The organism is Bacillus sp. N447-1, assembly GCF_022701035.1.
Taxonomy (GTDB): domain Bacteria; phylum Bacillota; class Bacilli; order Bacillales; family Bacillaceae_G; genus Bacillus_A; species Bacillus_A cereus.
The window spans coordinates 4,388,718-4,402,178 of sequence record NZ_CP065509.1 but is presented as its reverse complement, the minus strand read 5'-3'; the positions used below and the strand labels follow the sequence as shown (position 1 = coordinate 4,402,178).

Sequence of the window (13,461 nt, the reverse complement as noted above, 5' to 3'; positions counted from 1 at the left end):
TTAACTAAATATACATATGACATTTTAATATAAAAAAACCTCCCTTTTAGGAAGGCTCTTCTACATTTTTAAATAAACTCACTAATAACGCTTTTTGAGCATGCAATCGATTACCAGCTTGCTCAAAGACGATAGACTGCGGTCCATCTATAATTTTTCCTGTTACTTCTTCTTCACGATGGGCAGGTAAACAGTGTAAGAAACGATATGTTTGCTTCGCATGCTTAACAAGTTCGTTATTGATTTGGTAAGGTTGAAATAAAGAATATTTCTCTTCTTCGCCCTCTTGCCCCATGCTCATCCAAACGTCAGTATAAATGAAATCTGCTTCATTCACCGCTAATTCAGGATTATGCAAAACTTCAATCTCAGCTCCTGTTTCCTTGGCAATCGCTAACGCTTTTTTTACAATCTCTTCATTCGGTTCATATCCTACAGGCGTTGCAATAGTCATATGCATTCCGACTTTTGCACTCGCTAGCAACAATGAATGACATACATTATTTCCGTCACCTACGTAAGCCAATTTTATTCCTTTAAATGTATTTGTTTCTTCATATATTGTCATGAGGTCTGCCAATGCTTGACAAGGATGATGATCATCCGTTAAACCGTTAATAACAGGAATACTCGATTCTTTTGCAAGCTCTTCTACATCCGCGTGCGAGAATGTACGTATCATAATCCCGTCAATATACTGCGATAATACTTTCGCAGTATCTGAAACAGTTTCTCCTCTTCCCATTTGCATCTCTTTTCCACTTAAAAACATACCATGTCCCCCGAGTTGTACCATTCCCGCTTCAAAAGATACACGAGTACGAGTTGAATGCTTATCAAAAATAAGCCCTAATATTTTGCCTTGTAATAAAGGCTCTTGCTTATTCTTTTTTAAATATATAGCGAACTCAATTAAAGAAATAATTTCTTCTTTCGTTAATTCTTCTAGTGTTAAAAGATCTTTCGTATTTAATTTCGGTACTTGTACAGTTGACATGAAACTTCCCCCTTATATGATTGATACGTTTTTTGTACAAACTACTTTTTTTATTATATATACTGCCTGTTCTAACTCTTCATTCGTGACAATGAGTGGCGGTAATAGTCTTATAACATTAGGGCCTGCTTGTAATACGAGAAGTCCTTCGTTTTCTAGTTGTTCTATAAAACTTGCAACTTCATGCTTACACTCAATCCCAATCATAAGCCCTTTACCACGTATATTTTGAATACATTCGACATGCTGTAATTCCTCTTGCAACTTCTCTAATACGTACTCGCCTTTTTCTTGTACTTCTTTTAAAAACGATGGTTTTTTACTCACTTGCAATACTTCTTTCGCTGCAGCCATCGCGATGTAATTCCCGCCAAAAGTTGAACCGTGTGATCCTGCAGTAAACGACGTTCCGAGCTTTTTCCCGCCAATCATCGCTCCGACAGGAATCCCATTCCCAAGTGCCTTTGCAACGGTAACGATATCAGGCTCTATTCCCACTTGTTCATAAGCGAATAGTGTTCCAGTTCTTCCTATCCCCGTTTGTACTTCGTCTATAATAAATAAGGAACCGAACTTATTACATAATGTTTCAATCTCTTTCAAAAAAGATAGATCAGCAGGTATTACTCCTCCCTCTCCTTGAACTACTTCTACCATTACCGCCGCAACTTCTTCATTCATTACTTCCTCTAATGCTTTAATATCGTTAAAAGGGATGTGTAAAAAAGATGGAAGTAATGGACCAAATCCTTCTTTTACCTTATCTTGGCCTGTTGCACTCATCGTTCCAAATGTTCTACCGTGAAAAGACTGCTGGCATGTTACGACGAGAGATTTTCCAGTATGCTTACGTGCTAACTTTAAAGCCGCTTCATTTGCCTCTGCCCCACTATTACAGAAAAACACATAATCTAATGCTCTATTTTCTGTTAATAATGACGCAACTTCTTCTTGTAAGCTGTTTGTAAACAGGTTAGATATATGCCATATATCATCAAGTTGCTCTTGTACACCTTTGAGAACAGTAGGGTGACAATGTCCTAAATTACATACGCCAATTCCTGATGTGAAATCTAAATATTCCTTACCGTTATTATCAATAACTTTCGTTCCAGTTCCCTTTACAAACTCAATAGTTCTTCTGCCATACGTTTGAAAAAGATGACTCGTCATGCAATACTCACGCCTTTCGTTACCGTCGTTCCAATACACTCTCCCGTAACCTCAGTAAAATCTTTTGTACCATTCACAATACTTATCTTTTGCACTCCCATTTTTAATGATGCTAGTGCCGCCTGTACTTTCGGAATCATCCCACCTGTAATAACACCTGTTTCTATAAAAGTTGCAATTTCAGATTCATCCGTTTCCTTTACCAAATTCCCTTCATGTAATATTCCATCTACATCCGTAATAAAAACAAGCTCTTTTGCCCCTAACGCGGCCGCAATCCCAGCCGCAGCATTGTCCGCATTTATGTTATAAATTTCATTACCATTTACCCCGATTGGAGCAATAACAGGAATATACTCCATATTTATTAATCCTTTTAATAAAGCTGTTTCTACATAACTTACTTCCCCTACATATCCTATCTCTTCGCTGACAGGTTGAATTTGAAGTAAATTGCCGTCACACCCTGAACAACCTACCGCAAGTAAATTATGCTTTTGTAAATTCATTACGAGTTTTTTATTCGTACTTCCGCATAGCACCATTTGAACAACATCCATAACTTCTTTTGGTGTTATCCGTAATCCATCTCTTTTTTCTACGTTGATGTTACAATCTTTTAATTTGGCATCAATTTCTGGTCCACCACCATGAACAATCACTACTTTATACTTCTGTTGCAATTTCTTTATACATTCAAAAAACACATCATTTAATTGATTCAACATACTACCGCCGCATTTCACTACAATATAATCGCTCATCTTCTCTCTCCTTATGTACGATAACAAGCATTTATTTTCACATATTCATAGCTTAAGTCACAGCCCCAAGCTGATCCTGTCTCTTCACCTAAGTGTAAGTACACATTAATGACTATTTCATCTTCTTGTAACCTCTCTTTCATTTTTTCTTCAGAAAATATTTGAGGCTCACTATTTTTTAATACCGATATAGATTGAAGAGTAATGTCAATTGTGTTCGGATTAATAGCTACTTCACTTTGTCCAATACTGCTAATAATTCGCCCCCAGTTTGGGTCTTCACCATGTATTGCTGTTTTCACAAGACTCGAACCGACTATTTGCTTTGCAATTTTTTTTGCCTCTTCATTCGTTTGAGCTCCTAGCACATTTACTTCTATTAACTTCGTAGCGCCTTCACCATCTTGCGCAATTTTTTTCGCTAAATCTTCACATACCTTCTGTAAAGCACCTACGAAAGTTTCCCAATCTGTATGTTCCATATTTATCGGCCTTGTTTCTGATAATCCACTTGCCATAACGATGACCATATCATTCGTAGAAGTATCTCCATCCACCGTAATTTGATTAAATGTATGATTCGTTATTTGTGATAACGCTTTTTGCAATACGTTATGCTCTATATGAGCATCTGTCGTAATAAAACTAAGCATCGTTGCCATATTCGGATGAATCATCCCTGAACCTTTTGCAACACCCGCAATCACCACTTTCTTCCCATCAATAATCATTTCATAGCAAGTTTCTTTCGTGATAAGATCCGTCGTTAAAATTGCTTCAGAAAAAGAATATGCTTCACTTTCTTCCTTCGTCGGTATAAGAGTTGCAACCCCCTTTCGGATTATATCCATCGGCAGTGGAACACCAATTACACCTGTTGAAGCTACTGCAACGTAATTTTCTTTCATCCCAAAATGTTCCGCCCCTAACACGCGCATCTCGTATGCGTCTTGTAATCCTTGCATTCCAGTACAAGCATTTGCATTTCCACTATTAACGATAATTGCTTGTAACTTCCCTTCTGCCGTTATACTATCCTTCGTTACTTGCAAAGGGGCTGCTTGTATTTGATTCGTTGTATACACAGCGGCACATGATGCTGGTACGTCACAAACGATTGCCCCTAAATCCTTTTTCTCCTTTTTCAGACCATTTACAGTACCAATTGCCGAAAAGCCTTTCGGCGTTACAATTGAACCATTTTCTAATTTTGTAATAGACGCTACTTTAATCATCATGTCCCCCTTATAGATAAAGCGGCATATGTTGTAAACCTGTTGTCTCTTCTAGTCCCGCTATTATGTTTGCATTTTGAATCGCTTGCCCAGCCGCGCCTTTCATCATATTGTCTATAACAGAAACGACCGTAACTCTTTCAGTTCTTTCATCGTAAGCTATGCCAATATCACAATAATTTGAGCCTCTCACTTCTTTTGGACTTGGAAATTTCCCTTGCGTACAAATTCGGATGAAAGGCGATTGTTCATACGTTTCTTCATACAATTTTTGAAGTTGCTTTATTTCCATCTTTTGTTTTACTTTTGCATAAAGTGTAATCATAATTCCTCGTGATATCGGTATTAAATGTGTGCTAAATGTAATTGGCTGTGATCCATTATTCCATTCTGTAAGCATTTGCTCAATCTCTGGAACGTGCTGATGCTCATTCACTTTATAAATGTGCAAGTTATCATATAGCTCAGGAAAGTGAGTCATTGTTGTTGGTGTTTTACCTGCTCCTGATACCCCTGATTTCGCATCAATAATAATCGAATCTTCTTCAATCATGCCGCTACGTACTAACGGCGCTATCGCTAGCAATGTGGCTGTAGCAAAACATCCTGGGTTTGCAATTAAATTTGCCTTTTGAATCTCAGTCCTTTTCCATTCACTTAACCCATACACTGCTTTTCTAAGAATTTCTTCTTTCGCTGCTGGCCTTTTATACCACAGTTCATATGACGAAGGATCTATCATACGAAAGTCTCCAGATAGGTCAATTACTTTTAAACCTTCTGCTACTAACTTGGGAGTTAACTCCGCTGATACTCCTGCTGGTGTTGCTAGAAATACGATTTCTGCTTCTTTCCCTATTGTCTTCACATCAATTTCTTGTAACGTATGAAAAAGGACATTTCGAAGATGCGGATATACATTTGTTATACACTCACCAACTTGCGAAAAAGAATGAAGAGATGCTATAGAAAAATATGGATGTTGTTCTAATAAACGAATTAATTCAATGCCCCCATATCCAGTGGCTCCAATAATTGCGACTTTCATAAGTTCCTCCTCAAATCGATTCTTTAAATTAAGTATGATTATAATATTGTATATTTATAGAGTCAATTAAATATTTATAAATTTTTAAATCTAAAAAACTTAATTTTATTAGAAAATAATATACTCAACCGAATTTTTATACAAAAATAGTGCATAGTAGTTTTTTTATTTCACTTCAAGTACAATAAAACAATACATACGTACATACAGGCGGGAAAAAATATGAACGAAAAATTAATTGAGAAAATGATTATAAAAAGTTTTCAGCAATATCAATGCAGTCCAATATCAAAAGAAGATCAGGAAATGCTAGTGAAACATATTCAAACGGTGACTCATTCAAATATTGAAATTGATTTATACGAGGAGATTGAGGATATTGTTTATGATTATGTGACTGGAAAACAATAAAAAATAGGAGATTTCCATGTGGAAATCTCCTATTTTTTACTTAATGATTTACCTGCTACACGTTCAAATAAACCTGGGAATAAAGCATAAAGTTTTGGACCAATTCCCATCCACTTCGGTAAGTTTACTTCACGTTTTTTCGTGTGCATCGACTTTACGATTTGTTCTGCTACGTATGTTGGTTTTAACATGTAACGTCCCATATTCTTTACATATGTACCAGATTGATCCGCTATTTCAAAAAAGTTTGTATCTATCGGACCTGGATTAATTGCTGTAACATAAATATCTGTATTCGCTAATTCCATGCGTAAACTATTCGTAAATCCTAATACAGCATGTTTCGTTGCTGCATACGCACTTGATTTCGGAGTTGCAATTTTTCCGGCAAGTGAAGCAATATTAATAATATGTCCTTCGTTCTTGTTTACCATATAAGGTAGTACCGCTTTCGTACATGCTACTAATCCAAATACATTTACTTGGAACATATCTTTTACTTCACCCATTGACGCATCTTCAAACGTTTTAAAAATACCAAATCCCGCATTGTTTACTAATATATCAATACGTCCCACTTCTTGTAATACCTTTGAAAAAACAGACTGTACTTCCATCTCTTCACTTACATCTAATACATAATAATAGCAAGGCGTATTATAAGTTTCTTTAATTTTGTCTACTAACGCTTGTAGTTTCTCTTCTGTTCGAGCCATTAATACTGGAGTCGCTCCCTGTGCTGCAACTTGCATTGCAACTTGCTCACCAATCCCACTAGAAGCACCTGTAATGACGATTACTTTATTTTGTAAACGTCCTGTCATTGCTGTCACCTACTTTGCATAATAAATCAATTGTTGCGATGACTCATCAATCATCACTTGTTGATTATATGCTAAATAGTCCAATTGTCCAACCGTTTCTGAAATAGTAAGTGGTAATTGTTCTTTATATAATACCGGAAATAGTTTTACACATACTTCAAATGCTGTCATTGGTTTTTCCTTTAATAACTCAAGCACTTTAAAAGCACGTGTTTCTTGCTTTTGTAATCTCGTTTCAATAAGTTGTTTCACATTTAGAACATCTTCCCCATGCCCTGATAAAATGCGTGAAATATTCATTTCGCTTAAACGCTGTAATGTTTGATTATATTGTAGTAATGGGCGTGCCCGCTCTGTTTGCCCTTCATATGGCGGTTCTAGTATTGGATTCGAAGAAATATGACTAATGAGAGCATCTCCACCAATTAATATTCCATCAGATTCTCTATATAAAGAAATATGAGTAGAAGCATGACCTGGTGTTTCAAGTACTGTAAATCCAGGCAAAGAATCAATACGATCTCCTTCTCTCACAGTATGCGTTAACGATCTATTACAAGAATATTTAAGTGTCCTCGTCGTCAATAACGACTCGTCTTTCAAAAATGCTGCTGGCACACCAAACTGTAAGGCCGTCTCTCTAAAAAATTCATGATACCGCTTTAAAAATTCTGGATTTTGTGTAATCCAAGGCTCATTCCAAGGATGTCCAATAATATTCGTCTTCTCAGAAAATATATTTAAAAGTCCACAATGATCTGCATGATGATGCGTAATGACTACTGTTTCAATATCTTCTATCGTATGTCCTAATGCACCTAATTGACTTTCTAACGCATTCCTTGCCTCTTCTGTATTCGTCCCTGTATCAATTAATGTTAATGTCTTCCCCTCAACTAAAAACACATTCACAGTTTCCACTGCAAATGGTACAGGAATCTCCATTCGGTGAATCGCCGTCATGCTTAGCCCCCCTGTCTCTTTCCGGTTCAAAAATGAATACTTCTTCAGTTTACAACTTCTATATATATTTGTCATTATTTTCAGATAAAAAGAGGTGTTTCCTATAAAAAAACGAATGTATGTACATTTATAAGAATTTCTAACCAAAATTAAAGGAGGAACATCATGTCTATTCAAAACATTTCCTTTCTCGGTGCAGGCTCTATTGCCGAAGCTATTATTGGTGGCTTGTTACATGCAAATGTCGTTAAAGGTGAACAAATTACTGTAAGTAATCGTTCTAACGAGACAAGATTACAAGAGCTACATAAAAAATACGGTGTCAAAGGTACTCATAATAAAAAAGAATTACTTACTGATGCAAATATTCTTTTTCTAGCAATGAAACCAAAGGATGTTGCAGAGGCGCTTACCCCTTTTAAAGAATACATAAATAATAACGTGCTTATTATTTCATTACTAGCAGGTGTTTCTACTGACTCAATTAGAAAACTACTTCAAAAAGACGTTCCAATTATTCGTGCAATGCCAAATACATCCGCAGCCATTTTAAAATCAGCTACCGCTATCTCCCCTTCAAAACATGCAACAGCGGAGCATATTCGCACTGCAACATCTTTATTTGAAACAATTGGTCTCGTCTCTGTTGTAGAGGAAGAAGATATGCATGCTGTCACTGCATTATCCGGAAGTGGACCTGCTTATATTTATTACGTAGTGGAAGCTATGGAAGAAGCTGCAAAAAAAATTGGTTTAAAAGAAGATGTTGCAAAATCACTTATTCTTCAAACGATGATTGGTGCTGCTGAAATGCTAAAAGCAAGTGACAAACACCCTTCTATTTTGAGAAAGGAAATTACTTCTCCTGGTGGAACTACCGAAGCAGGTATTGAAGTATTACAAGAACATAAATTTCAACAAGCACTTATTTCTTGTATTACACAGGCAACGAAACGATCACATAATCTTGGAAAAACATTAGAACAACTAACAAAAGAAAAATAGAAAAAGGAGCTCAAGTTTATTTGAGCTCCTTTTTCTATAATTACACTTAGTTATTGTTCTTCCCAAAAATCTCTTCTTGCAGGCGACGACCAGTCGGCGTTGCTGCAAGTCCACCTTCTGCTGTTTCACGAAGTGCTACTGGCATCGTTTGTCCGATTCTAAACATTGCCTCAATTACTTCATCACATGGAATTGTACTCGTTACACCAGCTAATGCTAAATCTGCTGAAATCATCGCATTCGCAGCTCCTGCTGCATTACGTTTTACACAAGGTACTTCTACAAGTCCTGCAACAGGATCACACACTAAACCAAGCATGTTCTTTAATGAAATTGCCATCGCTGTAGCTGCTTGATCTTGTGTTCCACCAGCCATCTCAACTGCGGCTGCAGCCGCCATTCCACTTGCTGAACCAACTTCAGCTTGGCATCCTCCCGCTGCACCAGAAATACAAGCGTTATTCGCAACAACCATACCGAAAGCTCCTGCTGTAAATAAGAATTCAATCATTTCTTCACGTGTAGGCTGCAATTTTTCTCTTAGTGCAAATAGTACACCTGGCACTGTTCCAGCAGACCCTGCTGTTGGTGTTGCACAAATAATTCCCATCGCCGCGTTTACTTCATTTGTTGCAACAGCTTTGCTTACTGCGTCCAAAATCGTATCTCCTGATAAGCCTTTTCCACTCTTCATATACGCTTGAACTTTTACAGCATCTCCACCAGTTAAACCAGTTGGTGATTTCACGCCGCGAATACCACGTTCTACTGCTTGCTCCATCACTACTAAGTTCTTTTCCATACCAGCAATTACTTCTTCACGTGAAATACTTCTTGTTTCCATTTCACATTGAATCATAATTTCTGCGATTTTTACATTTTGTTCTTTAGCTTGCGCCACTAGTTCCGCTGCGTTCCGAAACATGGTGTGTCCCCCCTGCAATTATTCCATAATAGTTACTTGACAAATATTTTGTTGCGCTTTTATTTCTTCAATCACTTCATCTGCTAATAATTCATCTGTTTCAATGACCATAAGCGCTCTTCTTCCTTTTTCTTTACGAGAAACACTCATTGTACTAATGTTAATCTCATGTTTCGCAAGGATTGAAGCTACCGCTGCAATAGCACCGAAGCGATCGTTATTTACAATAAGTAGTGCTGGACTCGTGCCTGATAATTGAAGATCGAATCCGTTTAATTCTACAACTTCAATTTTACCGCCACCAATTGAGCAAGCAACAACTTCAATTTCATCTTCACCTTTATACAAACGAATTCTCGCTGTATTTGGGTGAGGTGCATTGGCATCTTCTTCAATGAATTCCACTTCAATTTCGCGCTCTTTTGCTATTTCTAGCGCCTCTGGAATACGTAAGTCATCTGTTTCAAATCCTAATATTCCACCGATTAGTGCTACATCCGTACCATGCCCTCGATACGTCTTTGCAAATGATCCATATAACGAAATGCTTACTCTTTCTGGTTCATGACGAAACAGCTGGCGAGCAACTTGCCCCATTCTTGCTGCGCCTGCTGTATGTGAACTTGATGGTCCAATCATAACTGGACCGATAATATCAAATACTGAGCGATACTTCATCATAACTCCCCCTAAACCTCTATGAAAAAATTTATTCTACTATTCTATTAAGTTGCTACATCTGTCGCTTTTCCAGTTGTACCACGAATTTGTTCTGCTGTACGAATTGGATAGTTTTTGAATAAAAGTAATCCAATATAACCTGAAATAATACCAGTTATCATACTACATAAGAATCTTAGCATTATTTTCATTTAAAAATGATACAAGATGATCCAGAATAAAGTCTGGTAGCAATCCAAAGTTTAACACAGAAGCCATTGCAAGCATAGCATAAACAAGTGATATAACCATTGCTAATGCAACTAAATTTGCACCCGCTATTCCGCCTAGACTACCTGCTGATGTTCTGAACTCTTTTAAAGAGTGGTGTACCAATTAAATCTCCACCACCTTATTAATAAAAAGCTTCTACTAAGGAACTCGCAATAGCTACACTTGCTAATCATATCGTTTAGCTAAAAAGTGAAAAAGACTTATGACAAATAATAGTAATATCTTTCCTATTATAATTCTCGTGTTACTCTCTCATGATTTAGTCAACTTCACTTGTTACGATAATGACTAAAATACATGCGACTTATCATAAATTATAATCTGCCCTCATTATAGCTTGTTTTTTATAAAACGCTTACTTTTGTTGAATTTTAAAAGTTCTGAATAACAGTCCATTTCTGCTATTTGTATCACTTGTATGTCATCTGACTTATATAACAGTTTTTCTAAATAATCATTATTTCGTATTTTTATCGTATATATTCAAACCATTCTAATTTTCTGTACCATCCAAGTATAAGTATAAAATAATAACAGTTTTATTTTTAAATTTTTTTAGACATAAAAAAATGGTAACCCACCGTTACCATTTTTTACAAAATTATTATTTTTCTACTGGGAATGATTTCAAATCTGTCGCTATTTCTGTATTAGAAAACAACTCTCTAGCCTCTTTCAATAATTCCTTATATGTATCTCCTTGATAGCGAGAACTAATGTGAGTTAATATTAGTCGCTTCGCATTTGCCTGAAGTGCAATGCTCGCAGCTTGCTTAGATGTAGAATGAAAATAATCATACGCTTGTTGCTCATCTTCTGCTGCGAAAGTCGCTTCATGGACAAGTACATCTGCATCTTGCGCAAGCTCCCTACTCGCTTCGCAATATCGCGTATCACCTAAGATAGTAATAATTCTTCCTTTTTGAGGTGGGCCGATAAACTCATTTCCATTTAATATCGTGCCATCCTCTAATTCAACTACTTCACCATCTTTTAAACGTTTAAAGATTGGACCTGGTTTCACACCCATCTCAAGCAACTTATCAACTAAAAGAGCACCTTGTATATCTTTCTCTACAATACGATATCCAAAGCATTCTATACCGTGTGACAATCTTTTCGTTTCTACATAAAATTCATTATCTTCAAATACGGTACCTTCTTCTGTTATCTCCACAACTTCAAGTGGATATTTCACATGTGTCGTACTTACCGATAATGCCACTTCAATAAATTGTTTAATTCCTTTCGGTCCATACACCGTTAAAGGCGTAGTTCCTCCTTGAAATGAACGGCTACCTAATAAACCAGGCAATCCAAAAATATGATCGCCATGTAAATGCGTAATAAATATTTTTTCAATGCGGCGCGGACGTACAGATGTATGTAATATTTGATGTTGCGTGGCCTCGCCACAATCAAATAACCAAGTTTGTCCTCGTTCTTCTAACAATTGTAAAGCAATTGCTGAAACGTTCCTTCCTTTTGAAGGAACACCTGCACCAGTTCCTAAAAATACAAATTCCACTTTCTTTCCTCCAGCTCTAAATATACTCTATCTCTCATCTTACGGAATGTTATTTCAAATGGCAAATTGAATTTACATAACCAATCATCTAGACAACTATATAACACGAACATTATACTTAAAAAATTTAGCAATCGTTCGTGTTTTGTGTTAAAATGATTATACTACATTTTAAGGGAGCGTTTTATTATGAAAGAAGTATTTCGTTTACAAACTGATTTTTCATCTTCATTTGATCGCTGGGTAAGTTCTTTCGTGTCTGATCACCCAGCACAATTAGAATGGACAACTTTAAAGGAATTAATCCATGAATATACAACATCACATACAAATGATACGTTACCAGCATATATTTCTTCAGCTTTAACATATTACGCCCAACGCGTTTCAACTACAAACAGTTCAGAGATTGTTATTTTTGAAAACCCTACAATCTCGTAATCTATAATAAAAAAGCACTGGTTACAGTGCTTTTTTATTTATACTTATTTAGCAAATGATTATATTCCGTCCAAAAGTCGGTATACATACTTCGCTCAAACTCATTTGAAATTATCTTTTCACTTGATTTATTAAATAATTCTTTTGCTTGTAGTGCAAAAGAAACAATTTGTTTTCTATATTCATTTTCATTTACTTCTATATGAAGCCCTTCATAGTATATAGCCTTTTGATCAGTAGAAATAACTTTGACAAAATCCTTTAAAACCACATTTTCACCTATATGGTTTATAGTCCAATGAATTGAAATTGGGCATCCTAACATGAGCATAGTGCCACATCCGTGCAAAATAAGCCCCTCTTCATTTTCAATATCACAAATATATTCTTTATCTAAAGTTCGTAACAGAGCTAAAGCTGATTCACTTATTCCCCATTCCTCATCCATACCTGTTTGTGTAATAATCGTTCCATCCACATTTAAATAAATTTCCCCGTGAGAACATAAATCTTCCTGCTCATTAAACAACCACTTTTGATTCTCAATATTTATAATAAAATTTTGTGATCCCATTACAAATTCCCCTTTTATAAAAATATTTATTTTTCATATTATTTATAATCAATATCATACATTTCATCCCACATATCTATTATAAATCCGTTTAATATTTTAAAAACACAGATAAAAAAGATATTGACACTACAATTTTACAGTGCTAACATTCAACATGTAATTGAATATGGTCTCTGTTAGGTGAGGCTCCTGTATAGAGAAACGCTGCTGCCCAAAAATGTCGAGAGACGCCAATGGGTCAACAGGAAAGGTCGGAATGAAGGCCTTTTTTAATGTAGCTGGTTTCAGTACCTATGCTATACAGTGCTAAAACTCAACGAGGGAGAGGTGCATGTATTTTGTCATACACAAAAACTGTTTTTATTTATGTCTACTAACAGTCTTTGTTGTGGACTCTTTTAACTGCGAATTCAGACCTTTACTCGTTTTGAGTAAAGGTCTTTTTACGTCTATATGCACCTTACTATGAAACAAACATAGCATATTCAGAAACTACTAAATTGTACGGAGGTGAGGAACAGTTGGCAATTGATGATTCGGCCCAGATACCCATACGTTTTACATTCATATTTCATCATGTAGGTAGGAAAGAAACTGTTCCTCACCATTTCAAATA

Annotated in this window: 15 protein-coding genes and 1 riboswitch; of the genes, 3 read left to right on the top strand and 12 right to left on the bottom strand. The window is 36.1% G+C overall.

The window, feature by feature from the left end; genetic code table 11:
- Positions 1-46 precede the first annotated feature (46 nt).
- The 5 genes from argF to argC are packed head-to-tail and all read right to left on the bottom strand — an operon-like array spanning position 47 to position 5,217.
- Positions 47-997: an ornithine carbamoyltransferase gene (gene argF, locus IQ781_RS22470; protein ID WP_050252207.1), complete on the bottom strand. Its 951-nt coding sequence runs from the start codon at positions 995-997 to the stop codon at positions 47-49.
- A gap of 12 nt (positions 998-1,009) precedes the next feature.
- A complete protein-coding gene (locus tag IQ781_RS22465; RefSeq protein WP_050292896.1) occupies positions 1,010-2,170 on the bottom strand; it encodes an acetylornithine transaminase in 1,161 nt (386 codons plus the stop codon).
- Positions 2,167-2,934, bottom strand: a complete 768-nt coding sequence (gene argB / locus IQ781_RS22460) for an acetylglutamate kinase (RefSeq protein WP_001286797.1) — start codon at positions 2,932-2,934, stop codon at positions 2,167-2,169. Before argB ends, IQ781_RS22465 begins: the two co-directional genes overlap by 4 nt.
- A gap of 11 nt (positions 2,935-2,945) precedes the next feature.
- Positions 2,946-4,169 carry a bifunctional glutamate N-acetyltransferase/amino-acid acetyltransferase ArgJ gene (gene argJ, locus IQ781_RS22455; protein ID WP_139846706.1) on the bottom strand — a complete coding sequence of 408 codons (1,224 nt, stop codon included), beginning with the start codon at positions 4,167-4,169 and terminating at the stop codon, positions 2,946-2,948.
- A gap of 10 nt (positions 4,170-4,179) precedes the next feature.
- The gene (argC, locus tag IQ781_RS22450; protein ID WP_063220771.1) at positions 4,180-5,217 is read right to left on the bottom strand and encodes an N-acetyl-gamma-glutamyl-phosphate reductase; all 1,038 of its coding nucleotides are present in this window, start codon (positions 5,215-5,217) and stop codon (positions 4,180-4,182) included.
- A 222-nt stretch (positions 5,218-5,439) separates the two neighbouring features.
- Between argC and IQ781_RS22445 the strand changes: the two genes are divergently transcribed.
- Positions 5,440-5,628 (top strand): YqzH family protein, encoded by a 189-nt coding sequence (locus IQ781_RS22445; protein WP_001003222.1) that lies wholly within the window; start codon positions 5,440-5,442, stop codon positions 5,626-5,628.
- A 29-nt stretch (positions 5,629-5,657) separates the two neighbouring features.
- Here the strand turns inward: IQ781_RS22445 and IQ781_RS22440 are convergent, their stop codons facing one another.
- The gene (locus IQ781_RS22440) at positions 5,658-6,452 is read right to left on the bottom strand and encodes an SDR family NAD(P)-dependent oxidoreductase (RefSeq protein ID WP_000147794.1); all 795 of its coding nucleotides are present in this window, start codon (positions 6,450-6,452) and stop codon (positions 5,658-5,660) included.
- Between the two features lie 9 nt (positions 6,453-6,461).
- The gene (locus IQ781_RS22435; protein ID WP_063220769.1) at positions 6,462-7,415 is read right to left on the bottom strand and encodes an MBL fold metallo-hydrolase; all 954 of its coding nucleotides are present in this window, start codon (positions 7,413-7,415) and stop codon (positions 6,462-6,464) included.
- A 165-nt stretch (positions 7,416-7,580) separates the two neighbouring features.
- On the opposite strand from IQ781_RS22435, the gene proI reads away from it, so the two are divergent.
- Positions 7,581-8,420, top strand: coding sequence for a pyrroline-5-carboxylate reductase ProI (gene proI / locus IQ781_RS22430; protein WP_000027249.1), 840 nt, complete (start codon positions 7,581-7,583; stop codon positions 8,418-8,420).
- A 46-nt stretch (positions 8,421-8,466) separates the two neighbouring features.
- Here the strand turns inward: proI and sdaAA are convergent, their stop codons facing one another.
- The 4 genes from sdaAA to rnz all read right to left on the bottom strand — a co-directional run bounded on the left by sdaAA (position 8,467) and on the right by rnz (position 11,827).
- Positions 8,467-9,345, bottom strand: coding sequence for an L-serine ammonia-lyase, iron-sulfur-dependent, subunit alpha (sdaAA, locus tag IQ781_RS22425; RefSeq protein WP_000489461.1), 879 nt, complete (start codon positions 9,343-9,345; stop codon positions 8,467-8,469).
- Between the two features lie 18 nt (positions 9,346-9,363).
- The gene (sdaAB, locus tag IQ781_RS22420) at positions 9,364-10,023 is read right to left on the bottom strand and encodes an L-serine ammonia-lyase, iron-sulfur-dependent subunit beta (protein ID WP_000877445.1); all 660 of its coding nucleotides are present in this window, start codon (positions 10,021-10,023) and stop codon (positions 9,364-9,366) included.
- Positions 10,024-10,188: 165 nt separating this feature from the next.
- Positions 10,189-10,401: a hypothetical protein gene (locus IQ781_RS22415; RefSeq protein ID WP_000233385.1), complete on the bottom strand. Its 213-nt coding sequence runs from the start codon at positions 10,399-10,401 to the stop codon at positions 10,189-10,191.
- Positions 10,402-10,903: 502 nt separating this feature from the next.
- Positions 10,904-11,827 (bottom strand): ribonuclease Z, encoded by a 924-nt coding sequence (gene rnz, locus IQ781_RS22410; RefSeq protein WP_000397455.1) that lies wholly within the window; start codon positions 11,825-11,827, stop codon positions 10,904-10,906.
- Between the two features lie 189 nt (positions 11,828-12,016).
- Here rnz and IQ781_RS22405 point away from each other — a divergent pair, with 189 nt between their 5' ends.
- Positions 12,017-12,268, top strand: coding sequence for a DUF3932 family protein (locus tag IQ781_RS22405; RefSeq protein WP_000665709.1), 252 nt, complete (start codon positions 12,017-12,019; stop codon positions 12,266-12,268).
- 34 nt (positions 12,269-12,302) lie between these two features.
- Here the strand turns inward: IQ781_RS22405 and IQ781_RS22400 are convergent, their stop codons facing one another.
- On the bottom strand, positions 12,303-12,842 hold the full coding sequence (locus IQ781_RS22400; RefSeq protein ID WP_063220768.1) for a hypothetical protein: 540 nt from the start codon (positions 12,840-12,842) through the stop codon (positions 12,303-12,305).
- A 168-nt stretch (positions 12,843-13,010) separates the two neighbouring features.
- A riboswitch (M-box (ykoK) riboswitch) is annotated at positions 13,011-13,178 on the top strand.
- The last annotated feature ends 283 nt before the right edge of the window (positions 13,179-13,461 follow it).

Excerpts from the sequence above, each read along its gene's own strand:
- argF (WP_050252207.1), bottom strand. The coding sequence starts at position 997 with ATGTCAACTGTACAAGTACCGAAATTAAATACGAAAGATCTTTTAACA.
- IQ781_RS22465 (WP_050292896.1), bottom strand. The coding sequence starts at position 2,170 with ATGACGAGTCATCTTTTTCAAACGTATGGCAGAAGAACTATTGAGTTT.
- argB (WP_001286797.1), bottom strand. The coding sequence starts at position 2,934 with ATGAGCGATTATATTGTAGTGAAATGCGGCGGTAGTATGTTGAATCAA.
- argJ (WP_139846706.1), bottom strand. The coding sequence starts at position 4,169 with ATGATTAAAGTAGCGTCTATTACAAAATTAGAAAATGGTTCAATTGTA.
- argC (WP_063220771.1), bottom strand. The coding sequence starts at position 5,217 with ATGAAAGTCGCAATTATTGGAGCCACTGGATATGGGGGCATTGAATTA.
- IQ781_RS22445 (WP_001003222.1), top strand. The coding sequence starts at position 5,440 with ATGAACGAAAAATTAATTGAGAAAATGATTATAAAAAGTTTTCAGCAA.
- IQ781_RS22440 (WP_000147794.1), bottom strand. The coding sequence starts at position 6,452 with ATGACAGGACGTTTACAAAATAAAGTAATCGTCATTACAGGTGCTTCT.
- IQ781_RS22435 (WP_063220769.1), bottom strand. The coding sequence starts at position 7,415 with ATGACGGCGATTCACCGAATGGAGATTCCTGTACCATTTGCAGTGGAA.
- proI (WP_000027249.1), top strand. The coding sequence starts at position 7,581 with ATGTCTATTCAAAACATTTCCTTTCTCGGTGCAGGCTCTATTGCCGAA.
- sdaAA (WP_000489461.1), bottom strand. The coding sequence starts at position 9,345 with ATGTTTCGGAACGCAGCGGAACTAGTGGCGCAAGCTAAAGAACAAAAT.
- sdaAB (WP_000877445.1), bottom strand. The coding sequence starts at position 10,023 with ATGAAGTATCGCTCAGTATTTGATATTATCGGTCCAGTTATGATTGGA.
- IQ781_RS22405 (WP_000665709.1), top strand. The coding sequence starts at position 12,017 with ATGAAAGAAGTATTTCGTTTACAAACTGATTTTTCATCTTCATTTGAT.
- IQ781_RS22400 (WP_063220768.1), bottom strand. The coding sequence starts at position 12,842 with ATGGGATCACAAAATTTTATTATAAATATTGAGAATCAAAAGTGGTTG.